This window comes from Mesorhizobium sp. WSM4833, from assembly GCF_055811095.1.
The window spans coordinates 460,722-483,001 of the sequence record NZ_JBVVQG010000002.1 but is presented as its reverse complement, the minus strand read 5'-3'; the positions used below and the strand labels follow the sequence as shown (position 1 = coordinate 483,001).

Annotated in this window: 22 protein-coding genes; 12 read left to right on the top strand and 10 right to left on the bottom strand. The window is 64.0% G+C overall.

Annotation, left to right across the window (positions count from 1 at the left end):
• Window positions 1–21 precede the first annotated feature (21 nt).
• From ehuD to AC0L2D_RS05470, 7 genes are all read left to right on the top strand, one after another.
• Entirely contained in the window at window positions 22–681 is a 660-nt protein-coding gene (gene ehuD / locus AC0L2D_RS05500; protein ID WP_024502312.1) for an ectoine/hydroxyectoine ABC transporter permease subunit EhuD, read from the top strand.
• A gap of 3 nt (window positions 682–684) precedes the next feature.
• Window positions 685–1,461: an ectoine utilization protein EutA gene (gene eutA / locus AC0L2D_RS05495; protein WP_064994648.1), complete on the top strand. Its 777-nt coding sequence runs from the start codon at window positions 685–687 to the stop codon at window positions 1,459–1,461.
• 9 nt (window positions 1,462–1,470) lie between these two features.
• Window positions 1,471–2,463: a hydroxyectoine utilization dehydratase EutB gene (eutB, locus tag AC0L2D_RS05490; protein WP_473540546.1), complete on the top strand. Its 993-nt coding sequence runs from the start codon at window positions 1,471–1,473 to the stop codon at window positions 2,461–2,463.
• Window positions 2,460–3,452 (top strand): ectoine utilization protein EutC, encoded by a 993-nt coding sequence (gene eutC / locus AC0L2D_RS05485; RefSeq protein WP_127369274.1) that lies wholly within the window; start codon window positions 2,460–2,462, stop codon window positions 3,450–3,452. Before eutB ends, eutC begins: the two co-directional genes overlap by 4 nt.
• A 129-nt stretch (window positions 3,453–3,581) precedes the next feature.
• A complete protein-coding gene (gene doeA, locus AC0L2D_RS05480; RefSeq protein ID WP_063172777.1) occupies window positions 3,582–4,760 on the top strand; it encodes an ectoine hydrolase DoeA in 1,179 nt (392 codons plus the stop codon).
• Window positions 4,761–4,765: 5 nt separating this feature from the next.
• On the top strand, window positions 4,766–5,764 hold the full coding sequence (doeB, locus tag AC0L2D_RS05475) for a N(2)-acetyl-L-2,4-diaminobutanoate deacetylase DoeB (protein WP_024502317.1): 999 nt from the start codon (window positions 4,766–4,768) through the stop codon (window positions 5,762–5,764).
• A gap of 470 nt (window positions 5,765–6,234) precedes the next feature.
• The gene (locus tag AC0L2D_RS05470) at window positions 6,235–6,489 is read left to right on the top strand and encodes a DUF768 domain-containing protein (protein WP_013530335.1); all 255 of its coding nucleotides are present in this window, start codon (window positions 6,235–6,237) and stop codon (window positions 6,487–6,489) included.
• A 70-nt stretch (window positions 6,490–6,559) separates the two neighbouring features.
• Here AC0L2D_RS05470 and AC0L2D_RS05465 read toward each other — a convergent pair whose 3' ends face one another.
• From AC0L2D_RS05465 to AC0L2D_RS05455, 3 genes are all read right to left on the bottom strand, one after another.
• On the bottom strand, window positions 6,560–7,678 hold the full coding sequence (locus tag AC0L2D_RS05465) for a DmpA family aminopeptidase (RefSeq protein WP_473540545.1): 1,119 nt from the start codon (window positions 7,676–7,678) through the stop codon (window positions 6,560–6,562).
• Between the two features lie 4 nt (window positions 7,679–7,682).
• The gene (xseA, locus tag AC0L2D_RS05460) at window positions 7,683–9,314 is read right to left on the bottom strand and encodes an exodeoxyribonuclease VII large subunit (RefSeq protein ID WP_473540544.1); all 1,632 of its coding nucleotides are present in this window, start codon (window positions 9,312–9,314) and stop codon (window positions 7,683–7,685) included.
• An 83-nt stretch (window positions 9,315–9,397) separates the two neighbouring features.
• Window positions 9,398–10,354, bottom strand: coding sequence for a LysR substrate-binding domain-containing protein (locus tag AC0L2D_RS05455; RefSeq protein ID WP_013530338.1), 957 nt, complete (start codon window positions 10,352–10,354; stop codon window positions 9,398–9,400).
• A gap of 178 nt (window positions 10,355–10,532) precedes the next feature.
• Here AC0L2D_RS05455 and AC0L2D_RS05450 point away from each other — a divergent pair, with 178 nt between their 5' ends.
• The gene (locus AC0L2D_RS05450; protein WP_013530339.1) at window positions 10,533–10,823 is read left to right on the top strand and encodes a DUF1127 domain-containing protein; all 291 of its coding nucleotides are present in this window, start codon (window positions 10,533–10,535) and stop codon (window positions 10,821–10,823) included.
• Window positions 10,824–10,983: 160 nt separating this feature from the next.
• On the opposite strand, the gene AC0L2D_RS05445 is transcribed toward AC0L2D_RS05450, so the two are convergent.
• From AC0L2D_RS05445 to AC0L2D_RS05430, 4 genes are all read right to left on the bottom strand, one after another.
• Entirely contained in the window at window positions 10,984–12,030 is a 1,047-nt protein-coding gene (locus AC0L2D_RS05445; RefSeq protein WP_473540543.1) for a DUF937 domain-containing protein, read from the bottom strand.
• Between the two features lie 100 nt (window positions 12,031–12,130).
• The gene (locus tag AC0L2D_RS05440) at window positions 12,131–13,504 is read right to left on the bottom strand and encodes a glutamate--cysteine ligase (RefSeq protein WP_063170127.1); all 1,374 of its coding nucleotides are present in this window, start codon (window positions 13,502–13,504) and stop codon (window positions 12,131–12,133) included.
• Between the two features lie 144 nt (window positions 13,505–13,648).
• Window positions 13,649–14,383, bottom strand: coding sequence for a 16S rRNA (uracil(1498)-N(3))-methyltransferase (locus AC0L2D_RS05435; protein WP_024502322.1), 735 nt, complete (start codon window positions 14,381–14,383; stop codon window positions 13,649–13,651).
• A 31-nt stretch (window positions 14,384–14,414) separates the two neighbouring features.
• Entirely contained in the window at window positions 14,415–15,062 is a 648-nt protein-coding gene (locus AC0L2D_RS05430) for a hypothetical protein (RefSeq protein WP_063172772.1), read from the bottom strand.
• 88 nt (window positions 15,063–15,150) lie between these two features.
• Here AC0L2D_RS05430 and AC0L2D_RS05425 point away from each other — a divergent pair, with 88 nt between their 5' ends.
• Both AC0L2D_RS05425 and AC0L2D_RS05420 read left to right on the top strand, forming a co-directional pair.
• Window positions 15,151–15,849 carry a type 1 glutamine amidotransferase gene (locus AC0L2D_RS05425; RefSeq protein WP_473540542.1) on the top strand — a complete coding sequence of 233 codons (699 nt, stop codon included), beginning with the start codon at window positions 15,151–15,153 and terminating at the stop codon, window positions 15,847–15,849.
• Between the two features lie 293 nt (window positions 15,850–16,142).
• Entirely contained in the window at window positions 16,143–16,274 is a 132-nt protein-coding gene (locus tag AC0L2D_RS05420; protein WP_013893872.1) for a hypothetical protein, read from the top strand.
• Window positions 16,275–16,312: 38 nt separating this feature from the next.
• Here AC0L2D_RS05420 and AC0L2D_RS05415 read toward each other — a convergent pair whose 3' ends face one another.
• The 3 genes from AC0L2D_RS05415 to AC0L2D_RS05405 are packed head-to-tail and all read right to left on the bottom strand — an operon-like array spanning window position 16,313 to window position 19,082.
• The gene (locus AC0L2D_RS05415; protein WP_224675442.1) at window positions 16,313–17,086 is read right to left on the bottom strand and encodes a metallophosphoesterase family protein; all 774 of its coding nucleotides are present in this window, start codon (window positions 17,084–17,086) and stop codon (window positions 16,313–16,315) included.
• Between the two features lie 27 nt (window positions 17,087–17,113).
• Window positions 17,114–18,259, bottom strand: a complete 1,146-nt coding sequence (locus tag AC0L2D_RS05410; protein ID WP_013530347.1) for an alpha-hydroxy acid oxidase — start codon at window positions 18,257–18,259, stop codon at window positions 17,114–17,116.
• A 19-nt stretch (window positions 18,260–18,278) separates the two neighbouring features.
• Window positions 18,279–19,082: an FCD domain-containing protein gene (locus tag AC0L2D_RS05405; RefSeq protein ID WP_032808722.1), complete on the bottom strand. Its 804-nt coding sequence runs from the start codon at window positions 19,080–19,082 to the stop codon at window positions 18,279–18,281.
• Window positions 19,083–19,288: 206 nt separating this feature from the next.
• On the opposite strand from AC0L2D_RS05405, the gene AC0L2D_RS05400 reads away from it, so the two are divergent.
• Both AC0L2D_RS05400 and AC0L2D_RS05395 read left to right on the top strand, forming a co-directional pair.
• Window positions 19,289–20,611 (top strand): DUF3422 family protein, encoded by a 1,323-nt coding sequence (locus AC0L2D_RS05400; RefSeq protein ID WP_013530349.1) that lies wholly within the window; start codon window positions 19,289–19,291, stop codon window positions 20,609–20,611.
• Between the two features lie 128 nt (window positions 20,612–20,739).
• Window positions 20,740–22,236 (top strand): FAD-linked oxidase C-terminal domain-containing protein, encoded by a 1,497-nt coding sequence (locus tag AC0L2D_RS05395; RefSeq protein ID WP_064994790.1) that lies wholly within the window; start codon window positions 20,740–20,742, stop codon window positions 22,234–22,236.
• The last annotated feature ends 44 nt before the right edge of the window (window positions 22,237–22,280 follow it).

Here is a 22,280-nt window from a genome sequence, read left to right as displayed (position 1 = left end):
TCTGATAAATTGGGCTTGCTGATGGAGTGGGATTGGAACTTCGTCTGGGAAATCATGCCGACGCTGATCCAGGGGGTGAAGATCACCATCCTGGCGACGCTGCTCGGCTCGGTGCTGGCGGCGATCGTCGGGCTGGGCATTGCGCTGGCGCGCCGCTCGCCCAACAAGGCGTTGTCGCGCACGGTCGGCTGGGCGGCTGAATTCATCCGCGGCACGCCGCTGCTGGTGCAGCTCTATTTCATCTTCTACGTGCTGCCCGACATCGGCATCCTGCTGCCGCCGCTGGTCGCCGGTGTCATCGGGCTCGGGCTGCACTACGGCACCTACACGGCTGAGGTGTATCGTGCCGGCATCGACAATGTGCCGCGCGGCCAATGGGAGGCCGCCAAGGCGTGCAATCTGAGCGCCAGTCAGACCTGGACCCACATCATCGTTCCGCAGGCCATCCCACCGATGATTCCGGCGCTCGCCAATTACTTCATCGCCATGTTCAAGGAAACGCCGCTGCTGTCGGCAATCACCGTGCTGGAACTGATGAACCAGGCCAAAAGCGTCGCCAACACCTACTATCGCTATATCGAGCCGATCACCCTGGTCGGTGCTTTCTTCCTGGTCATCAGTCTGTTTTCGGTCGTGTTGCTGCGCTGGCTGGAACGCCGCTACGGCAAGATCGAGAGGTAGCCGATGAAACCCTTGCCCGAGATCAAGGTGTATCCGAAACGGCCGGCACTGGATGCGCGTCCTCTGGAGCGGCGCGTCGGCCTGATCATCCTGGCCACCGACCACACCAGCGAACCGGATTTCCGCCGCATGGTGGCGAGCGAACGCGTCGGCGTCTATGTCGCGCGCATTCCCTATGCCAACCCGACGACGCCCGAAAACCTGCGCAAGATGCAGCCGGCGCTGACGGCGGGCGCGGCCCTGATCCTGCCGGATGAGCCACTCGATGCCGTCTGCTATTCCTGCACTTCGGCCTCGGTGGTGATCGGCGATGCCGAGATCGAGGCGGCGATCCAGGTCGCAAAGCCCGGCGTGCCGGTAATCACCCCGCCGATGGCGGGCGTGCGCGGGCTGCGTGCGCTGGGCGCAAGCAAGATCAGCATCCTCACTCCCTACACGGTCGAGACATCCAGGCCGATGGCCGCCTATTTCGCGGCGCACGGCTTCGAGATCGCCAGCTTCACCTGCCTCGGTTTCGAGGACGACCGCGAGATGGCGCGCATCGCACCGGCGGCCCTCGTCGAACTGGCGCGTGAGGCGACCGACGCCAGCGCCGATGCGCTGTTCGTCTCCTGCACGGCGCTGCGTAGCGCCCTCGCCGTCACCGGCATGGAAAAAACTATTGGACGTCCCGTGGTGACCAGCAACCAGGCGACCGCCTGGAATTGTCTGCGGCTGTGCGGAGATGACACGCCGCATCCCGAATTCGGCCGTCTGATGACGCAGCCATTTGCCGCCTGATTGATGATCATGACACAGGTCACTCTTGAGCACATTCGCGCCGCGCGTGAGCGCATTGCCGGCAAGGTCGAGCGCACGCCGACCGTGCTGTCCCAAAGTCTTTCCGAAGAGCTGGGCGTCCCCGTCCACCTCAAGCTCGAACACCGGCAGACCACCGGCAGCTTCAAGCTGCGCGGCGCCTCGAATGCCGTCGCTTCGCTCAGCACCGCGGAGAAGACGCGTGGCGTGGTCGCGGCCTCGACCGGCAACCACGGCCGCGCGCTGGCGCATGCGGCGAAGCTTGAGGGCATGCGCGCGGTGATCTGCATGTCGCGGCTGGTGCCTGAAAACAAGCTCGACGAGATCCGCCGGCTGGGCGCGGAGGTTCGCATTATCGGCAACAGTCAGGACGATGCCCAGCAGGAGGTCGATCGGCTGGTGGCGCAAGAGGGGCTGGTTATGCTGCCGCCCTTCGACCATCCCGACATTGTCGCCGGGCAAGGCACGCTCGGGCTTGAGATGATCGAACAGGCTCCGGATGCTGCCCTCGTCCTGGTGCAGTTGTCGGGTGGCGGGCTCGCCTCAGGCGTTGCCGCGGCCATCAAAGGCGTCAGCCCCGGCACAAAGATCATCGGTGTCTCGATGGCTCGTGGCGCGGCGATGAAGGCCAGCCTCGATGCCGGCCGCCCGGTGCTGGTGGAAGAATTGCCGACGCTGGCGGATTCGCTCGGCGGCGGCATCGGCCTCGACAACCGGCTGACCTTCGCCATGTGCCGCGACCTGCTCGATGGTATCATCCTGCTTAGCGAGGACGAGATCGCCGCCGGCATCCGTCACGCCTATGCGCGCGAACGCGAAATCGTCGAGGGCGCCGGCGCGGTCGGCATCGCCGCGCTACTCGCCGGCAAGGTCAGGTCGGACGGGCCGGTGGTCGTGCTTCTCTCCGGCCGCAACATCGATATGGACGCGCACCGCAGGATCGTCTGCGGCGAGGCGCCATCGCTCAAGGAGCACGCCGCATGAGCCGGATGACGATCCTCACCGAGCAAGAATTGCGCGCGATCGTGACACTCGATCTCGATGCAGTCGCCTGCGTCGAAAACGCCTTCCGTGCGCTTGCCACCCTGCCGGTGGCGATGCCGCCGATCCTGCGGCTCGACATTCCCGAGCATCGCGGCGAGGTCGACGTGAAGACCGCTTACGTGCCTGATATCGACGGTTTCGCCATCAAGATCAGCCCCGGCTTTTTCGACAATCCGAAGCTCGGCCTGCCCAGCGTCAACGGCATGATGGTGCTGCTGTCGTCCAAAACCGGGCTGGTCGAAGCACTGCTGCTCGACAACGGCTATCTCACGGATATCCGAACCGCTGCTGCCGGCGCCGTCGCCGCCAAACATCTGTCGCGGCAGGACTCGTCAGTTGCCGCGATCTTCGGCGCCGGCGTCCAGGCCGGGTTGCAATTGGAAGCCCTGATGCTGGTGCGGCCGATTACCGAGGCGCGCATCTGGGCGCGCGATGCGGCAAAGGCCGAGGCAACCGCCGGAGCCCTGCGCGAAAAGCTCGGCATTCTCGTGCATGCCGAGCCCGACGCGGCAAACGCAGTTGTCGGCGCCGACATCATCGTCACCACCACGCCTTCGACCGAGCCGCTGATCAAGGCGGGTTTCGTTTCCGCCGGCCAGCACATCACGGCGATGGGCTCCGACGCCGAGCACAAGAACGAGATCGCGCCGGCAATCCTGCGCATGGCCGATCTCTATGTCGCGGACAGCGCCCGTCAGACGCGGCGGCTGGGTGAGCTGCATCACGCCATCGCGGCGGGCGTGATGGCCGCTGAGGAAGAGGTGACCGAACTTGGCCAGATTATCGCCGGTAAACGGCACGGTCGGCGCTCGGCCAGCGACATCACCATCGCCGATCTGACCGGCACCGGCGTTCAGGATACGGCGATAGCTACGTTCGCCCGCGATCGGGCGCGGGTGGCCGGTTCCGGGGCCATTTTCGAAAGCTGATGCTGGCCAAGGCGTGATCCGGAAAAGTGGGAACCGGTTTTCCGAAAGATCACGCCCAAACAAGAACGACGGGCCGGTTTCAACGAAGTTGAAACAGGCTCAAGGCCCAACAAACGAGGACCAAGAACAATGCAACCGAACCTGAGATTCTCGCGCGGCGAATATGCGGATCGCCTCGCCAAGACACGCAAAGCCATGGAGGTGAAGGGCGTCGATCTTCTTGTTATCAGCGACCCGTCCAATATGGCCTGGCTGACCGGCTATGACGGCTGGTCGTTCTACGTGCATCAGGCGGTTATCGTGCCGCCATCGGGCGAGCCGGTCTGGTACGGCCGTGGCCAGGACGCCAACGGTGCCAAGCGCACTGCCTATCTCGCGCATGATAACATCGTCGGCTATGCCGATCACTATGTGCAGTCGACCGAGCGCCACCCGATGGATTTTTTGGCCAGCGTGCTTGCGGATCGCGGCTGGGGCAAGCTGACAGTCGGCGTTGAGATGGACAATTACTGGTTCTCGGCCGCCGCCTTCGCATCGCTGCAGAAGCATTTGCCCAATGCCCGCTTTGTCGATGCCACCGCGCTGGTCAACTGGCAGCGCGCGATCAAGAGCCCGACCGAGATCGACTATATGCGCAAGGCGGCTCGCATCGTCGAGGCGATGCACCAGCGCATCTTCGACAAGATCGAGGTCGGCATGCGCAAATGCGATCTCGTTGCCGAAATCTATGATGCCGGCACGCGCGGCGTCGATGGCATCGGCGGCGACTATCCGGCGATCGTGCCGCTGCTGCCGTCGGGTGCCGATGCCTCGGCGCCGCATCTGACCTGGGATGACAGACCGATGAAGCGGGACGAGGGCACCTTCTTCGAGATCGCCGGCTGCTACAACCGCTATCACTGCCCGCTGTCGCGCACCGTCTTCCTAGGCAAGCCGACGCAGGAATTCCTCGATGCCGAGAAGGCGACGCTGGAAGGTATGGAAGCGGGGCTGGCCGCGGCCAAACCCGGCAACGCCTGTGAGGACATCGCCAACGCCTTCTTCGCCGTGCTGAAGAAGTATGGCATCGTCAAGGACAACCGCACCGGCTATTCGATCGGACTGTCCTATCCGCCGGACTGGGGCGAGCGCACGATGAGCTTGCGTCCCGGCGACCGCACCGAACTCAAGCCCGGCATGACGTTCCATTTCATGACCGGCCTGTGGCTGGAAACGATGGGACTGGAGATCACCGAGTCCATCCTGATCACCGAAACCGGTGTGGAGTGCCTGGCCAATGTGCCGCGTAAGCTGGTGGTGAAGGATTGAGACCGATGTCGAATCTACGCTCATCACCGGTCGCGCCGACCGTCGATTTCGACCGCGACGGCGTCCAGCACGGCTTCCTGCGCTTGCCCTACAGCCGCGACGATTCCGCGTGGGGCTCGGTGATGATACCGATCTGCGTCATCCGCAACGGCAACGGACCGGCAGCTCTGCTGTCCGGCGCCAACCATGGCGACGAATATGAGGGGCCGCTGGCCCTCTACGATCTCGCCAGGACCCTCGATCCCAGGCAAGTCAGCGGCACGGTGATCATCGTGCCGGCAATGAACTATCCGGCCTTCCGCGCCGGCACGCGCACCTCGCCGATCGACAAGGGCAACATGAACCGCAGCTTTCCCGGCCGGCCGGACGGAACGGTGACCGAAAAGATCGCCGATTACTTTCAACGTGAGCTGCTGCCTCGCGCCGACATCGTGTTCGACTTCCACTCCGGCGGCAAGACGCTGGACTTCGTGCCGTTCTGCGCGGCGCACACTTTGCCCGACAAGGCGCTGGAACAGAAAGCCTTTGACGCGGTCGCGGCCTTTGCCGCTCCGTTCTCGATGCGCATGATCGAGATCGACGCCGTTGGCATGTACGACACGGCAGCCGAGGAGATGGGCAAGGTCTTCGTCAGCACCGAACTTGGCGGCGGCGGCACGTCGCGCGCGCAAACCGTGCGGATCGCGAGGCGCGGCATTCTCAACGTGCTGCGTCATGCCGGCATTGTAGATGGTGCGGTCGAGAAGACTCGAACCCAGTGGCTCGACATGCCGTCGGGCGATTGTTTCTCGTTCGCCGAAGACGACGGCATGATCGAAACCATGGTCGATCTCGGTGAGCCCGTCAAAGAAGGCTCGGTGCTGGCGCGCATTCATTCCACCGGCCGCACCGGCGTCGCTCCGCAGGAGATCCGGGCAAAAATGTCGGGCATGCTTGCGGCGCGGCATTTCCCCGGGCTGGTTAAGGCCGGCGACTGCGCGGCGGTGGTGGCTGTGCACGTCTGAGCGGCTCCGCCGGGCCTGCTCCACCCGGTTCGGGTTCATCGTCACTTGTTCTGCGTCCGTCGCGGAGCCCTTCGGCGCGGCGGAAAGAAGCAGGATAGCGGGCGGAGTCGACATTGCAGGAGGATGTCACTATATAGCGGCGGCTTCGACCCGCGCGCCCGAGGGCAGCACCTCGAAGCAACTGTGAATGTGTAGTGTTTTGCGCCATCTATTGTGACGGAAATCGGCTCGGAAACCGGAAAAAAGCAAATAGAAACAGTGGCGCAGCGCTGGGTATGACCCAGCCAACGGTACCGACCCCTCCAGAATCAGAAAATGCCCTTGACCCCTCGATTTCCTATGGCTCTGTGGACCTTGGACGGCATTGGCTTGCCGGCTGACCGCGACTCGGCTGGAATGGGGACATGCATCCTTTGCGGGATGTCGACGTTTATGATTACCAACCGGCTTTGCCGCCAGGGAACAGCAGTATGAGCGAACACGCCATCGAATTCTTGCGGGGATGGATCGGCGAAAAGGTCCATTGCCAATCCTCCCAGGCAAGGATCGACAAGCAGGCCGAAACCTTGGCCAAGGAGTGCGCCGCCGAGGCGGCCGAGGTCGGCATTCCGCTGGAGGATATCCAGGAAGAAGTCGGCGATATCCAGGAACTTATCGCATCCCGGCTTGAGGAAGCGGCCGAGGCCGAAGAAAGCCAGCAGGCCCCCAGAAAAGCCGCGGAATGATCAAAGCCGCCGAATGATCGCATAGCGGCGACGTTGTTGCAGCGCGGGCTTCTGGCCCGCGTTTTTGTCTTCAGCCAAACGTCTCCTTCAGCCACGTCTTCGGCAGCGCCGGCACGAAATTCCCGTCGCGTCCGGTCATATCGTCATTGGCAACCAGCGCGTTGAGGATTGCTTCCTCTACGGTCTGGATCACCGCATCGAAAAACGGATCGATGTCGGTATCGGGAATAAAATCGGCACTGGCGATGCGGCCGGATGGCGCCCGCGCGGCGCTCGCATTGGCGGTCGAGAAGGCGATGAAAATGTCGCCTGAACTGTGATACCCGAAGCCTCCGGTCATGGCGACGCCAAGCGGCACCCGTCGGGCCAGCCGCTTCATCTGATGCGGCAGGAACGGTGCGTCGGTGGCGATGACGGCGATGATCGAACCCTTTTCGGCGCGCGGTGTGCCTTCGCGGACAGCCGGTTCGACGAGTTGCGGCCCGGCGCGCAGGCCGCGAATGGTTATATTGCGCCGTTTGCCAAAATTGGACTGCACGAAGGCGCCGACCGTATAGGCACGGCCGTGCCATTCGACGATGCGCGATGCCGTGCCGGAGCCGGCCTTGAAGCCGAAGGTGATCATGCCGGTGCCGCCGCCGACGCTGCCTTCCTCGATCGGTCCGCCGGCGGCACCGTCGAGGGCCTGCGCAACATGCTCCGAGGTCAAATGGTGGCCGTTGATGTCGTTGAGGAAGCCGTCATAGGTCTCCGCCGCCACCGGCAGTCCCCAGCCGCTGTCAAGCGTCGCCGGCAGCACGCTTTGCATCCAGCGCAGCGTGCCGTCGCGGGAAACACCGCAGGAATGCGTGTTGGTGATGGTGATCGGGAAGTTGAAAGCGCCGGTTTCCTCGACGATGTGCGAGCCGGTCAGTTCGCCGTTTCCGTTCTGGCTGAAGATCCCGGCGAAGACCGGGTTGGCGAGGTCGGCAAGCGGCCTGGGCAGGATCGCGGTCACGCCGGTGCGAACCGGTCCCTCGCCGACGACAAGCGTGCCATCGCCCGAGATCAGCGTCGCATAGCCGACCGCGACGCCGGGCACATCGGTGATCGCGTTGAACGGTCCAGGCCGTCCGTCGAAGCCGATGCCGAAATTTCGCGCGCGCGGTTTGCCTGAGGGCGTTGCCAGATGATGCGGATTGTCGGTCATGGTGTCAGAATAGGGATCCCTGATTGCCGGGCTCTTTGGCCTTGGCCGCCGGCTTGGCCACGGCTTTCGGTTTTGCCGTGCCGCTGATTGCCACCGCATCGGCGGTCCCGTCGGCGAACTCGAGCGAAAGCGCCATTCCCGACGACACGTCGGCAGCCTGCTTGACGACGGCGCCGTCCGCATCCCTCACCAGCGCAAAGCCGCGGGCCAGGACGGCCTTGTGCGACAGCGACGCCATCAACCTGTCGGCCTGGACGACGCGGCCGCGCAGGCGCTCCAGCCTGAGCACCACTGCTTGCGTGCCGCGTCTTGTCAAAGCTGTCAGCAAATCCCTCTGCACGCGTTGCCGCCGTGCCGTCGGCTCGATCGTGATGCGGCCTTGCAGCATGGCCAGTTGCTGCTTGTGCCGCTGCAGCGATGCCCTGGCACATTTTGGCAATTGATCCGCCGCCCGGTTAAGCTCCGCACGCCGGGCTCTTGCCATCGCACGCAGTGCCCCTTGTGCTCGCAAAAGATTGCGTTCGTTGGTGCGCCGGGCCTCTGCAATGCGCTGCGACAGCATTGCCGGTGTCAGTTTCACGGCAAAAAACCTTGCACGCTTGCGTTCGGTGGAGACCAACAGGCCCCGGCCGAGCCTGGATGTCGCCTCATCGAGGCGCCGGCGCGGCAGCGCCAGCAATTGATCGGGCGAGGGCAGAGCCCGGGCGGCGGCACGGGCGGCCTGCCGCTTGCGCTCGAAATTGCGCAGCACCGCCGCTTTCAGCCGCGCACCGAGGCTGGCAAGCGTTGCTTCGAGGTCGGCCTTCACCGGCACGGCGATTTCGGCCGCGCCTGTCGGTGTCGGCGCCCGCACGTCGGCGACGAGGTCGATCAGCGTCCAGTCGGTCTCGTGGCCGACAGCCGAGATCACCGGAATGCCGGAAGCGGCAACCGCGCGGGCGAGCGCCTCGTCGTTGAACCCCCAGAGGTCTTCGAGGCTGCCGCCGCCACGCGCCACGATCAACAGATCGGGCCGCTGGATGGCGCCATCCCATGCCAGCGCGTTGAAGCCGTTGACCGCGGCAGTCACTTCCGCGCCTGACGTCTCGCCCTGAACACGCACCGGCCAAACCAGGATGTGCAGCGGAAAGCGGTCCTTGATGCGGTGGATGATGTCGCGGATGACGGACCCTGTCGGCGAGGTGACGACGCCGATGACGCGCGGCATGAACGGCAGCAGCCGCTTGCGACCGGTGTCGAACAGCCCCTCGGCCTGCAGCCGCCGCTTGCGCTCCTCCAGCAGCGCCATCAGGGCGCCGGCGCCAGCCGGCTCCAGATTGTCGATGACGATCTGATAGTTGGATTTGCCGGGATAGGTGGTGAGCTTGCCGGTGGCGATCACCTCCATGCCCTCTTCGGGACGGAACTTCAGCCGGCTCATCGTGCCTTTCCACACCACGGCGTCGAGCCGCGCGCGGTCGTCCTTCAGCGCGAAATAGGCATGACCTGAGGAATGCGGCCCGCGATAGCCTGATATCTCGCCACGCACCCGCACATTGCCGAAAACGTCCTCGACCGTGCGCTTCAGCGCGCCGGAAATCTCGCTCACCGTATATTCGGCGGCGTTGGTGCGTGATTCGGATGCTACTTCGGTCATCCGTCGATTGGGGAACGGTTGGGCGCCCGCGTCAAGGCGGTTGCGTCGGGCCAGCCGTTCATAACCCGCACACCTGACCCTGCCTACCAGCCGGGCAGGATCTGGTTCGGCTTGGTTCGCCGCAGCTTGGTGAAGGCGAGCGCTGCGAAATCGAACGTTCCGGGGTCTTCGCCGACCGGCACCGAGATGTTGTCCAGGCTTTCCGAAATATGGCGGGCGAGCGCATCGACGATCTCCGGCCGCGACGTCTGGCCGCGCATGATGCCGATGCGGCAATCGGGCAGGGCGCCGAAGCCGTCGGCTTCGCCCAGCACCCGCATACCGGGTCTGAGCGCGCATTCCGGCAGCACCGAGATTGCCAGCCCGGAAAGCACCGCGGCGGTGATGACGGTGGCCGAGAAACTGGTGAACAGGATACGATAGTCGCGGTTCTGCTGGTCGAGCACATCGACGGCGGCGCGCCGCCAGATGCAGTTCGGCCGGCCGAAGGCCATCGGCAGCGTTTCCTGCTCATGCGTTGCATGGTTGGCCGAGGTGACCCACAGCAGCGGTTCGCGCCGCACCACCTCCGACTGGCCGCGCACGTCGTTGTGCGTCACCAGCGCTAGGTCGAGATTGCCGCGCTTGATATGCTCGACCAGCCCCGGCGTCGGCTCGCAGATGACGGTGAGTTCGACGCGCGGATTGGAGCGGGTGAACCGTGCCATGATCTCGGGCAGGAAACGGTCGGCGTAGTCGTCGGGCGTGCCGATGCGGATCGTGCCTTCGAGCCGCCGGTCGTCGAAGGCCGCCAGGGTCTCGCGGTTGAGATAGAGCAGCCGCCGCGCATAGGAGAGCAGCTTGTCGCCTTCCTCGGTCAGCCTGTTGGTGCGCCCGTCCTTTTCGAACAGCGGCTTGCCGATCCGCTCCTCCAGCCGGCGCATCTGCATCGACACCGCCGACTGGGTCCGGTGCACCTCTTCGGCTGCCCGCGTGAAGCTGCCGGTATCGGCGATCGAGATGAAGGTCTGCAATTGATCGAGATCGAGCGGCGATTTCATCGATATGATCCATCACTGGTGTTGATGGTAAAGATTAGAAACATTCGTTGGATTAATCAATCGGCCGATGGCAAATTGGCATTGTCCACATGAAGGCATGTGAATCGAAGCCGGAACGGCCGCTGTCGCCAGCGCCGATCGCAAGGCTTTGCCCGTTCGAGTCTGAAGGAGACCGACAATGACCACGTTCGATTTCGCCACCGAGACCTCGCGCATCACCTCGCGTCCGGCCGTTGCGACGCGCGTGGCCAACACCGTCTCCAACATCTACCGCGCCTGGAAAAACCGCCGCGCCTTCTATCGCCTTGGCGAGATGTCGGACGCCGAACTCGCCGATATCGGCCTGACGCGCGCCGACCTGCATGTCGCCATCGACGTGCCGTTTGGCCGCGACCCGACGGCGATGCTGCGCGAGATCGCCAGTGATCGCATCGAAACGATCGAGGATTTCGCTCGCAAGGTGGCCTGATCGGTTGCTTGTTGTTTAGGTTGCCGTGAACCTTTTCAGGGTTCGACGCGACTGACGAGTATGCAGGCTCCCACTCCCTGCCGGATCCCCCCGGCCCGCCTGCACTCTGCCCGGTCCTCCCAGGACCGGGCTTTTCTCTTTCTACCTCAGCGAAGACCGCCTACCGCCGGTCCATGTCCCGCTTAAACTGGTCGAAGATCGTCTCCACGCCCTTCTGGTAGTCATCACGCTGCTGGGCGCCGGTTTCGAACATCTTGCCGAACAGGTCGTCGAACGGGTTTTTCGGACGGCCGCTCGGATTGGCCTGTGGCTGCGGTGCCTGACGTTGCGGGGGCGCTTGAGGCTGTTGCGGCGCCGGCTGTCCGCCGGGGATGCCGCCTAAGCCACCGCCACCTTGCCGCAGCATCTCCTCGAAGATTTTCCCCAGCGGATTGTCTCCGTAGGGGCTTTGCGTCTGCTGGGGCTGCGGCTGCGCCCGCCCCTGCGGCTGCGGCTGAGGCGCGCCACCGCCGAACATGTCCTGCAGCACCTTGCCGAGCGGATTGTCGCCGTAGGGATTGGGTGCCGGCTGCGTCTGGCTTTGCGGCTGTGGCTGAGCCGCGCCGCCGCCGAATATGTCCTGCAACACCTTGCCGAGCGGGTTGTCCATCGGGTTCTGGGGCGGCGGCGCCTGGCGCGGCTGCGGCGCCGGGGCCTGCATGCCGCCGCCTTGCCGCATCATCTGCTCGATGATCTCGCCGAGCGGATTGTTGCCGCCGCCGCCAAAACCACCGGCGGCCTGCATCTGGTTTGCCGTCTGCTTGAACAGCCCGCCCATGACCATCGAGGCGATCGCCGGCAGCATCTGCTGCAGGATCTGCTGATTGACGCCGCTGGCTTGCGCCGCCTGGCTGGCCACGGCGCGAGACAGATCCTTCGAACCGAACAGGTGCCCGAGAATGCCGTTGCCCTCATCGACGCCTTGCGGCGAGAAGGCCCGGGTTGCGTCCTCGAAATACTTGGCGTGCTGGCCGCTGGCCATCGCCGTCATGAAGGCGCCGAGCCCATAGGGGTCGGCGGTGTTGCGTTGCAGCCCCTGCGAAAAGGCCGGCAGCAATGCAGCGACCGCGGCTTGCGTCTGCTGCATCGAAAGCCCGTATTGCTGGGCAAGGGCCTGCATGCCATTGCCGTTCTGGGCCTGCGTCAGCATGTCGAACAAGGTGGGCATCGGCGTCTCCTCCGGAAATCCTCGCCGAAGAAGCCTAGTTTGTTTCCACTTCCGATTGAAGCGACTTTTGCCGGCCGGTCAGCTTTGCCAAATCCGAGGGTTAATAGGCGTATTCCATGAAAACCGGCTCGATCGAGCCGCCCCAGCGCGTGTGATAGGCCGACAGCATCTCCTCGGCGCTGGTGGTGCCGCGCGCCACCACTTCGTCCAACGTGTTGAGGAAGGAGGTCTCGTCGTAGCCGTCGCGGTTCTTCTTGCCACGGTTCTTCAGTCCCATGCGGGAAATGACCATCACGTCACGCGCGATCTCGCGCAGCGTGGTGTTGCGGAACGGTGCGGAGATGCCTTGTTCCGGCACGGCATTGCGCATCGCCAGCGTTTCTTCATACGTCCAGCTCGAGGTCAGCGCCTCGGCGGCATCGAGTGCGGCCTCATCATAAAGCAATCCGACCCAGAAGGCCGGCAGCGCGCAGATGCGCCGCCATGGCCCGCCATCGGCGCCGCGCATCTCGAGGAAGCGCTTCAGCCGCACATCCGGGAACAGCGTTGACAGATGGTTCGCCCAGTCGCCCATTGTCGGCAGCCCGTCCGGCACTTCATTGCGCGCGGCCCCGGCCATGAACTGGCGGAAGGTGATGTGGGTCATGTCGTGATAGCGACCGTCGCGGATGACGAAATACATCGGCACGTCGAGCGCCCATTCGACATAGTCGGCGAAACCGAAATCGGGCGAGAAGCAGAATTCGAGCAGGCCCGAGCGCTGGTTGTCGGTGTCACGCCAAATGTCGCCGCGCCAGCTCTGCAAGCCGTTCGGGTGGCTTTCGGTGAAAGGCGAATTGGCGAACAAGGCCGTCGACAGCGGCTGCAGCTTCAACGACACCTGCATCTTGCGGCGCATGTCGGCCTCGCTCTCGAAGTCGAGATTCACCTGGATCGTGCAGGTGCGGTACATCATGTCGAGGCCCTTGGTGCCGACCTTGGGCATGTAGCGCGTCATGATCTCGTAGCGCGATTTCGGCATTTTCGGCGTCTCGGCTAGCGACCATTTCGGGCTGCCGCCGAGGCCGAGGAAGCGGATGCCCATCGGCTCGGCGATCTCGCGCACCTGCGCCAGATGGGCGTTGCCCTCGCGACAGGTCTGGTGGATCGTCTCCAGCGGTGCGCCGGAAAGCTCGAACTGGCCGCCGGGTTCCAGCGAAATCGCACCCTGGCCGGTCGGTTCGACCAGGCCGATGATGCGGCCATCATCGACGATCGGATCCCAGCCGAGCTTTTCCTGCATGCCTTCGAGGATGGCGCGGATGCCGCGCTCGCCGCCATAGGGGACCGGTGCATTGCCGTCGACATAGAAGGGGAATTTCTCGTGCTCGGTGCCGATGCGCCATTTGTCGCGCGGCTTGTTGCCTTCGGCCAGGTGCTCGACGAGTTCGTCGACACCTTCGATCGGGCGGAAATCGGTCGTATCGCGCGCCATGATGGTACCCTCAGAGGCGGCCGGATGACCGCCGGCGGTAAATGGACGAAATGTCAGCAGACGATCAAGCGAAAAATCCTGAGCCACAGGTCAACAGGAATTGAACGTTGCTGGAACTCTGCGTCCCTTGCAAGGGATGACGTCTCACCAGTCTCCGACCGTTGCCTGCATCACCGCGAGCGCGGCCACCGCCGCCGTATCGGCGCGCAGGATACGCGGGCCGAGCGGAATGGCGGTGACGAAGGGCAGGGCGCGCAGCATCTTACGCTCATCGTCGGAAAAGCCACCCTCCGGCCCGACCAGCAGCCCAAGCTTCTTGTCCTTGACCGCCTGCAGCGCGGCCAGCGGATTGTTGGTCGAAGCATCCTCGTCGCAGAAGATCAGCCGTCGCTCTGTGTCCCAGCCGGTCAACAGGCGGTCGAATTTTTCGGCTTCGCGCACCTGAGGCACCGCCAGGATGCCGCATTGCTCGGCAGCTTCGACGACATTGGCGCGCAGGCGATCGATCGACGGCTTGGCCACTTGCGTGTGCTGGGTAATGACCGGCTGCAGGATACCGGCGCCCATCTCGACCGCCTTCTGCACGAGATAATCGAGCCGGCCCTGCTTCAGCGGCGCAAAGCAGTAGACGAGATCGGGCAGAGGCGGCTGCGGCCGCTGCAGCGCCGACACCTTCAGCCGCACCGCCCTTTTCGTCTTCGCCGATATGGCCGCCGACCACTCGCCGTCGCGGCCATTGAACACCAGGATTTCGGCGCCTTCGCCAAGCCGCAGCACATGCAGGAGATAGTGGCTCTGCTGTTGGCCGGCCTCGAATTCGATGTCCGGCGCGAGATCGTCGGTCACGAACAGACGTTGCATTTTGTAATTGGCGCGCATCGCCGAGGAATGAGCGAGCCGGCCGCCGGCGTCAAGCCTCGGCGGTCGGATGCCACACCGGCCGAAAGCCGTGCCGCAGCACGCAGAGCGTCGTGGCCGGCGTCAGTAGCGAGAGTGTCTTGCTTTTGAGCATGTCGAAATCGTTGGGGTGCTCATATCCCGCAAAGGACCAGCGCAGTGCCTTGCCGCTACGCAAGGCATAAACAGTGCCGCCATCCGCAACCACGACGCCGTCCGGCAGGCCGGCAAGGTCTTCAACCGCAATCACTGGCGGCTTGCCGCCTGACGCCAGCCGCTCCTTGTGCAGCCGCTTGTCGACCATCGGCGCGCGCGGTTCGGCGATGCCGAAGGCTTCGCCGAAGCGGCCGACGAAATCCCTGGCCCGTTCGCGCTGGCAAAAGAAGCAGGGGCGATGCCCGGCCGCCAGTGCGGTCACCTCGTCGAGGAAGAACAGCTCGGTCCAGCCCGCTTTACCGCCCTTCCGGTTGCGGCCCATCGGTTCGCGCTGCACATTTCGGAATTGGCAGACGCAGACGATCCAGGCTTGAAGCGCCCAGCGCTTTTTCTTGAGCGTCTTCGTCTCGGGATCGTGGATGATGCCGCGATTGCCGGTGAACATGCCGCGATCGGGCACCGCGTGGATGATACCGAACGGATCGACCCGGTTCTGCAGTGGCATAGTTTTCTCTCCGGACACGCATCTTGGCTGCAATGCGAGCGGCATGATATCGGTCGTCGCAGCTTTTTCATGTCAGCAGGGTTTTGCGATGCGGGTGCTGGTGGTCCAGAACTACGACAATACCGGCCTCGGCCAGGTCGGCGCAGCACTTGCGGAAGCGGGCGCCGATCTCGACCTGCGTCTCCCTTACAGGGGCGATCCCCTGCCGGATGACGCGGCCGGGCATGATGCCATGGTGGTGCTCGGCGGGGGCCAGAATGCGCTGGCCGACGATGAGTATCCCTATTTCCCGGCACTGCTCGAACTGACCCGCGACTTTGCCGACAAGGATCGCGCCGTGCTCGGCATCTGCCTAGGCAGCCAGCTCGTCGCTCGTGCCTTTGGTGGCGAGAACCGTATCGGCGGCGCCAATGAGTTCGGTTGGCACGGCGTGTCGCTGACGCCTGACGCCAAGGCCGATCCGGTGCTGGGCGCTCTGCCGGCAAAGTTCCCGATCTTCCAATGGCACGACGACACCTTCGTGTTGCCCGAAAACGCCGTGCGGCTTGCCGGCAACGATGTCGCCGAGAACCAGGCGTTTCGCGTCGGCCGCGCCGTGTACGGTTTCCAGTTTCACTTCGAGGCCGACCGGCCGATGCTCAAGGACTGGAGCGCGTCCTTTGCCCCGACCATCGCTGCGCGCCATCCCGACTGGGCCGGCAAGCTCGATGGCGAAATGGCCCGCAACGGGCCCGATGCGGATGCCGCTGGCCTCGCCATTGCCCGGGCCTGGGTAGCGACCATCTGAGCGTTGGTCTCTCCGTACCCTCCAGCGTGACATAATTGGCACGCGGCGGTGAAACCGCCTGGGGAAAACGGTTTCATTCTTGGCTTGTGTCCGCCCGCCATCCTAGAAGGCGCGCGCTCTGCATCTTCTGTGCAACGGCTATGAACCTTTTGTGTGACCCGCGCGACACACCGTTGATACAGAACATGCCTAGAAGCGCAAAATCGTCGAAACTTTGAAGCGAATTCTCCGTTTCAACGCATTGGTAACCGCCTGGTGCACAGATGCAGAAAGCTCAACAAGAGATGACCTCCGTGAAAGCAGCGCTTCTGTCCTTTGCCATGTTGTCCGCCATCGTGCTGTGCGGTCTCGGCATCTATGCCGCCGACGCAGCCAACAACCACAACGCCGTCGACGGTTACGGCGTCACCGCCTCGCTGCGCTAAAGCGGGAAGCGTCTTTCGCGTCCTCCGACGCGCGGCGCTCAAGCTTCCTTGATCGTCATTGTCAGGATGCGTTTGTCCGCGCCGTCGACGACGAGCGCGCTCAGCATGCCTGATTGCCAGGCAAGCGTGTCGACATTGACGCGGTTGGCCATCACTTCCGCCTCCGGCACCGGCGTGTGGCCGTGCACCACGATCTTCGGATAGAGGTCGGGGTGGTTGTGGAAGACGTCGCGGATCCAGATCAGATCCTGCGGGTTTTGCTTCTCCAGAGGAATGCCCGGCCTGATGCCGGCATGGCAGAAGAAGAAGTCCCCGAAAGTCACGGAAAACGGCAGCGATCGCAGGAAGTCGATGTGGCTTTGCGGCACGGCCTCGACCAGTGCCTGATGTCCTCTGCGCACGGCCGATTCGGCCTTGCCGAACCACACGCTTGTGCCTTCACTGATCGTTACGCCGTAAGACTGTGCCGTCTGGATGCCGCCGAACCGGATGAAAAGCCCTTCCGGGTCAGGGGTCTTGAGAAAATCGAGAAAGCCGATGTCGTGGTTGCCGGCCAGCATCAGGTGACGAGGGTCTCGCTCTTGCGCTTCGATCAGGAAATCGATGACGCCCTTCGAGTCCGGCCCGCGGTCGACATAGTCGCCAAGATGGATGACGCGCCAGTCGGCAGGCGCCTCCTGCTCGACCTCGGCCCTGATGCGCAGATGCATGGCGGCCAGCAGGTCGAGCCGGCCGTGGACGTCGCCGATCGCATAGAGACGGATGCCGTCCGGCCCATGCGCGTCGAGAAAATGGATGCCGGATTCTGCCAATTCTTCGGTGTCTCCGTGGTCAGGCGGTCACGGGACCTGGCGCCGGAGCTGGTCCTTGCCCATGTCGGTGACAAGACGCTTTCCGCACAGCGCCAGCGTGATGTCCATCTCCTTGCGGATGATTTCCAACGCCTTGGTAACCCCTTCCTTGCCAAGCGCCCCCAGGCCGTAAAGAAACGGCCGGCCTATATAGGTTCCCTTGGCACCGAGGCAAAGCGCCTTCAGGACATCCTGGCCGGAGCGGATGCCGCCATCCATATGCACTTCGATCGTGTCGCCGACCGCGTCGGCAATCTCTTCCAGCACGCCGATCGACGACGACGCACCATCGAGCTGGCGCCCGCCATGGTTGGAAACGATGATCGCGTCGGCGCCGGTCTTGGCCGCCATCAGCGCGTCCTCCTTGTCGAGAATGCCCTTGAGGATCAGCTTGCCGCCCCAGCGCTCCTTGATCCAGGCGACGTCCTTCCACGACAGATGCAGGTCGAACTGCTCCGTCGTCCACGATGCCAGCGAGGCCATGTTGCCGACGCCCTTGGCGTGGCCGACAATGTTGCGGAAGGTCCGCCGCTTAGTGCCGGCCATGGCGGCGCACCAGCGCGGGCGGATGGCCATGTCGACGATGTTGGTCAGCGTCAGCTTGGGTGGCGCCGAAAGCCCGTTGCGGATGTCCTTGTGACGCTGACCGAGAATCTGCAGGTCGAGCGTCAGCACGAGCGCCGAGCATTTCGCCGCCTTTGCCCTGTCGATCAGGTTGAGCACGAAATCCTTGTCACGCAGCACATAGAGCTGAAACCAGAACGGCTTCGTGGTAACCGAGGCGACATCCTCGATCGAGCAGATGCTCATCGTCGACAAGGTAAACGGCACGCCGAATTCCTCCGCCGCCTGCGCCGCCAGCATCTCGCCATTGGCGTGCTGCATGCCGGTCATGCCGGTTGGCGCCAATGCCACCGGCATAGACACTTTTTCGCCGATCATCGTCGATGCCAGCGAACGGTTGTCCATGTCGACGAGGACGCGCTGGCGGAACTTGATCTTCTGGAAATCCTCCTCGTTGGCCCGATACGTGCTTTCGGTCCACGAACCGGAATCGGCATAGTCGAAGAACATCTTCGGCACACGCCGGCGTGCGAGGTCCTTGAGGTCGGCGATGGTCAGGATCTGGCTCATGGGCTTCCCGTTTCGATAGCTAGGAGCGTTTGCGTGCTGGTTCTGTATCGGTGGCGTCAACGCGCTGTTTCAACCTCAGCCGCGAGACGCGCTGCCAGTCGCCGCTGCGCTCGGCCTCCGCCATCGACCGTTCGACATAGGTGATGTGGTCCATCGCCGCCTGGCGGGCGGTGGCCGGGTCGCCGGCCTTCACCGCCGCATGGATCGCCCGATGCTGCGCAAGCAGGGCGTCGCGCGCGCCGGGCACGGTGAACACCAGCAGCCGGTTCTGGAACACGCCCTCCGACAGCAGCCGATAACAGGAGCGCAGCGTGTGCAAAAGGATGATGTTGTGCGCGCATTCGCAGATCGCGTGGTGGAACTCGACGTCGATCTCGGCCTCGTCGTCGAAGTCGCCGGTCCGGTGCGCATCGTCCATGCGTGCCATGATCTTGTCGAGCAGCGCCATGTCGTCTGGGGTGGCGCGCCGTGCCGCATATTCAGCCGCAACCCCTTCGATCTCGCGGCGGTATTCCAGATAGTCGGTCACTGCCTTGCGGTGCATCGAGATCAGGTCCGTCACCGGTTTGGTGAAGAGCTGGCCGATGACATCGGCGACATGCGTGCCGCCGCCGGGCCTTGTCGTCAAAAGGCCGCGTCCTTCCAGTGCCTTCAGGGCGTCACGCAGGATCGGCCGCGATACGTCGAACTGGCGTGCAAGCTCGCGCTCGCCCGGCAGCCGGTCGCCGGTGCGCAGCACGCCTTCGAGGATGAGGCTCTCGATCTGCTGCACCACCTCGTCGGCGGTGCGCGAATGCTCGATCCTGGAAAAAATGTCGCTCAACAGAATGCCTGGAAGGTGAACCGATGCCGCAGAATAGAGCCTGCCTCGCCAACTGGTCAAATTATTTATCCAATTGACAAAAAGCAGGCCGATTTCCCGCCCGATCCCGTGATCTTCGGCTAACTTTGCCGTTTGCGTCGTCAGGCCATTGGCACTAGAGGGACGCGAGTGCAAGCGGGTTCAAGGAAACCCCCGGGGAACAAGCCGTGTCAGACGACCCGTCCGATCTCGAATTCCAGCCGCGCGCCAAGGGCAGCGTCATGGGCTTTCCCGCGCATGAGGGCCGGCCCGGCGCACTCGGCGAGGTTCATGCCCGGCCGCATCCGCTGATCGAAAAGCCACGCGTCCTGATGCAACTCGCCTTCATGACGGAGGGCGGCTCCGGCGTCGACCACGCGGTGCTTTCCGAACTGTCGCGGCGCCTCGGCATCGCCGCGCCCGACCGCCAGGCCCGCCACCATGCCATGAAATGGGGCAAGGGCTCGCTGCGCTGGGAGCGGCACACCGAATTCTCGACCTATTTGTGGGAAGGGCCGCTTTCCGAAAGCGGCAGGACGCAGGAGGACTCACCCTTCGGCAACGGGTTTTCCCCGCCGGGAACCTGCATCTCCGGCATCAGGCTCGAAATCCGCAAATGGACGCAAGCAAGCGAGCAACTGATAGCCGGTTTCGATCCGACCAGCCTGTGCTACTCGCTGGTCGAGCGCGGAAACGCCGCCATCGTCACCGATTTTCGCCAGGATGGCGATGGCCTGACGCGCATGCTGCTGCTCGATCGCGGCTTGACCCCGGCGCGCACCGGCGCGTTGTCGCAGCGGCTTATCGACATCGAAACCTATCGGACGCTGGCCATGCTCGGCCTGCCGCTGGCGTTGACCTTGTCCGGCCGCGCCCGCCGCATCGAGGATCGGCTGGCGCAGACCACGCTGGAGATGAAGGTCGCCGGGACTCGCGACAGCCAGACCTTGCTGGCCGATCTGACCGAACTTGCGGCGGAGCTGGAGGCGGACGCGGCGTCGAGCCTTTACCGTTTCGGCGCCAGCCGCGCCTATGACGGCATCGTCGGCGAACGGCTGGACGCACTCGAGGAAGAGGCTGTGCCCGGCTATGACACATGGCGCGGGTTCCTGCAGCGCCGTGTGGCGCCCGCAATGCGCACCTGCCGCTCGGTCGAGGAGCGGCAGGAAAATCTATCGCGAAAACTGACCCGCGCTACGACGCTGCTGCGCACCTGGGTCGATGTCGAGGTCGAGAAGCAGAACCGCGACCTGCTTGCCTCGATGAACAACCGGGCCCGCCTGCAATTGCGCCTGCAGCAGACCGTCGAGGGGCTCTCGGTCGCCGCCGTCTCCTATTATGTGGTCGGCCTTGTCGGCTATGTCGCCAAGGGCGCCTCGATCTTCGGCCATGCCTTCGCCCCGGAGATCATTACCGCTGCTTCGGTGCCTGTCGCCATCCTGCTGGTCTGGTGGGGCGTGCGCCGCGTGCGCCGGATGCACTCCGAACCCGGCAAGCCGCCCGGCGAATAGCAGCGGCAGATTGCCGCTGCGTAAGCCTGTCTCTGCCTTGAAGTTGGATTCGCCGCCATTACAGGATTTGCACCCAACGCGCTTCACTGGTAAAAGATTTTGACCAGTCAAGCGAAATGAGGCTGCTGATGTCCGGCCTGGCCATGCCGAAACCAGACGATGCCACGATGCGCCGGCGCGACGAGATCGTCGCCGACATGCGCATCATCGTGCCGGGTGAGGGCGTTGTCGACGCCGCCAATTCCATGCGCGCTTTCGAGAGCGACGGCCTGACCGCCTATCGGCAGCTGCCGCTGGTTGTCGTGCTGCCGCAAACGGTGGCGCAGGTTTCGCGCGTGTTGAGATACTGCAACGACCGCAACATCCGCGTCGTGCCGCGCGGCTCCGGCACCTCGCTGTCGGGTGGGGCGCTGCCGCTCGAGGACGCGGTGCTTTTGGTGATGAGCCGCTTCAACCGTATCCTCGGGATCGATTTTCCCAATCGCGTCGTCGTTGCCCAGCCGGGCGTCACCAATCTCGGCATCACCACCGCCGTCGAGCAGGAGGGCTTTTACTACGCCCCCGATCCATCCTCCCAGATCGCCTGCTCGATCGGCGGCAATGTCGCGGAGAATTCCGGCGGCGTGCACTGCCTGAAATACGGCCTCACAGCCAACAATGTGCTCGGCATCGAGATGGTGCTGATGAATGGCGAGGTGGTGCGGCTGGGCGGCAGTCACCTCGATGCGGAAGGCTACGACCTGCTCGGCGTCATGACCGGGTCCGAAGGGCTGCTCGGCGTCGTCACCGAGGTCACCGTGCGCATCCTGAAGAAGCCGGAGACGGCACGTGCACTGCTGATCGGCTTCCCGACCAGCGAGCAGGGCGGCCAGTGCGTTGCCGACATCATCGGCGCCGGCATCATCCCGGGCGGCATGGAGATGATGGACCGGCCGGCGATCCATGCGGCGGAAGATTTCGTTCATGCCGGCTATCCCCTCGATGTCGAGGCGCTGCTGATCGTCGAGCTCGACGGGCCGGGCGTCGAGGTCGATCATCTGATCGGGCTGGTCGAGGCGATCGCCTACAAGAACGGCTCGACCACCTGCCGCATTTCGCAGTCCGAACAGGAACGGCTGAGCTTCTGGGCCGGCCGCAAGGCGGCGTTTCCGGCCGTCGGCCGCATCTCGCCCGACTACTACTGCATGGACGGCACCATCCCGCGCAAGGAGTTGCCGCGCGTGCTCGCCGGCATGCGCGAGCTGTCGGAAAAATACGGTCTCGGCGTCGCCAATGTCTTTCATGCCGGTGACGGCAATCTGCATCCGCTGATCCTCTACGACGCCAACGTACCGGGCGAACTCGACAAGGCCGAAAGTTTCGGCGCCGATATATTGCGGCTCTGCGTCAAGGTCGGCGGCGTCTTGACCGGCGAACACGGTGTGGGCGTGGAAAAACGCGACCTGATGCCGGAAATGTTCACCCAGATCGATCTCGACCAGCAGATGCGCGTCAAATGTGCCTTCGATCCCAACCATCTGCTCAACCCGGGAAAAGTATTTCCGCAGCTGCGGCGATGCGCCGAGCTTGGGCGGATGCATGTGCACCGCGGGCAGGTGGCGTTTCCGGACATTCCGAGGTTTTGAGGGTGATGACGGCGCGTGAACACCCCCCTCTGTCCTGCCGGACA

Excerpts from the sequence above, each read along its gene's own strand:
- ehuD (WP_024502312.1), top strand. The coding sequence starts at position 22 with ATGGAGTGGGATTGGAACTTCGTCTGGGAAATCATGCCGACGCTGATC.
- eutA (WP_064994648.1), top strand. The coding sequence starts at position 685 with ATGAAACCCTTGCCCGAGATCAAGGTGTATCCGAAACGGCCGGCACTG.
- eutB (WP_473540546.1), top strand. The coding sequence starts at position 1,471 with ATGACACAGGTCACTCTTGAGCACATTCGCGCCGCGCGTGAGCGCATT.
- eutC (WP_127369274.1), top strand. The coding sequence starts at position 2,460 with ATGAGCCGGATGACGATCCTCACCGAGCAAGAATTGCGCGCGATCGTG.
- doeA (WP_063172777.1), top strand. The coding sequence starts at position 3,582 with ATGCAACCGAACCTGAGATTCTCGCGCGGCGAATATGCGGATCGCCTC.
- doeB (WP_024502317.1), top strand. The coding sequence starts at position 4,766 with ATGTCGAATCTACGCTCATCACCGGTCGCGCCGACCGTCGATTTCGAC.
- AC0L2D_RS05470 (WP_013530335.1), top strand. The coding sequence starts at position 6,235 with ATGAGCGAACACGCCATCGAATTCTTGCGGGGATGGATCGGCGAAAAG.
- AC0L2D_RS05465 (WP_473540545.1), bottom strand. The coding sequence starts at position 7,678 with ATGACCGACAATCCGCATCATCTGGCAACGCCCTCAGGCAAACCGCGC.
- xseA (WP_473540544.1), bottom strand. The coding sequence starts at position 9,314 with ATGACCGAAGTAGCATCCGAATCACGCACCAACGCCGCCGAATATACG.
- AC0L2D_RS05455 (WP_013530338.1), bottom strand. The coding sequence starts at position 10,354 with ATGAAATCGCCGCTCGATCTCGATCAATTGCAGACCTTCATCTCGATC.
- AC0L2D_RS05450 (WP_013530339.1), top strand. The coding sequence starts at position 10,533 with ATGACCACGTTCGATTTCGCCACCGAGACCTCGCGCATCACCTCGCGT.
- AC0L2D_RS05445 (WP_473540543.1), bottom strand. The coding sequence starts at position 12,030 with ATGCCCACCTTGTTCGACATGCTGACGCAGGCCCAGAACGGCAATGGC.
- AC0L2D_RS05440 (WP_063170127.1), bottom strand. The coding sequence starts at position 13,504 with ATGGCGCGCGATACGACCGATTTCCGCCCGATCGAAGGTGTCGACGAA.
- AC0L2D_RS05435 (WP_024502322.1), bottom strand. The coding sequence starts at position 14,383 with ATGCGCGCCAATTACAAAATGCAACGTCTGTTCGTGACCGACGATCTC.
- AC0L2D_RS05430 (WP_063172772.1), bottom strand. The coding sequence starts at position 15,062 with ATGCCACTGCAGAACCGGGTCGATCCGTTCGGTATCATCCACGCGGTG.
- AC0L2D_RS05425 (WP_473540542.1), top strand. The coding sequence starts at position 15,151 with ATGCGGGTGCTGGTGGTCCAGAACTACGACAATACCGGCCTCGGCCAG.
- AC0L2D_RS05410 (WP_013530347.1), bottom strand. The coding sequence starts at position 18,259 with ATGAGCCAGATCCTGACCATCGCCGACCTCAAGGACCTCGCACGCCGG.
- AC0L2D_RS05395 (WP_064994790.1), top strand. The coding sequence starts at position 20,740 with ATGTCCGGCCTGGCCATGCCGAAACCAGACGATGCCACGATGCGCCGG.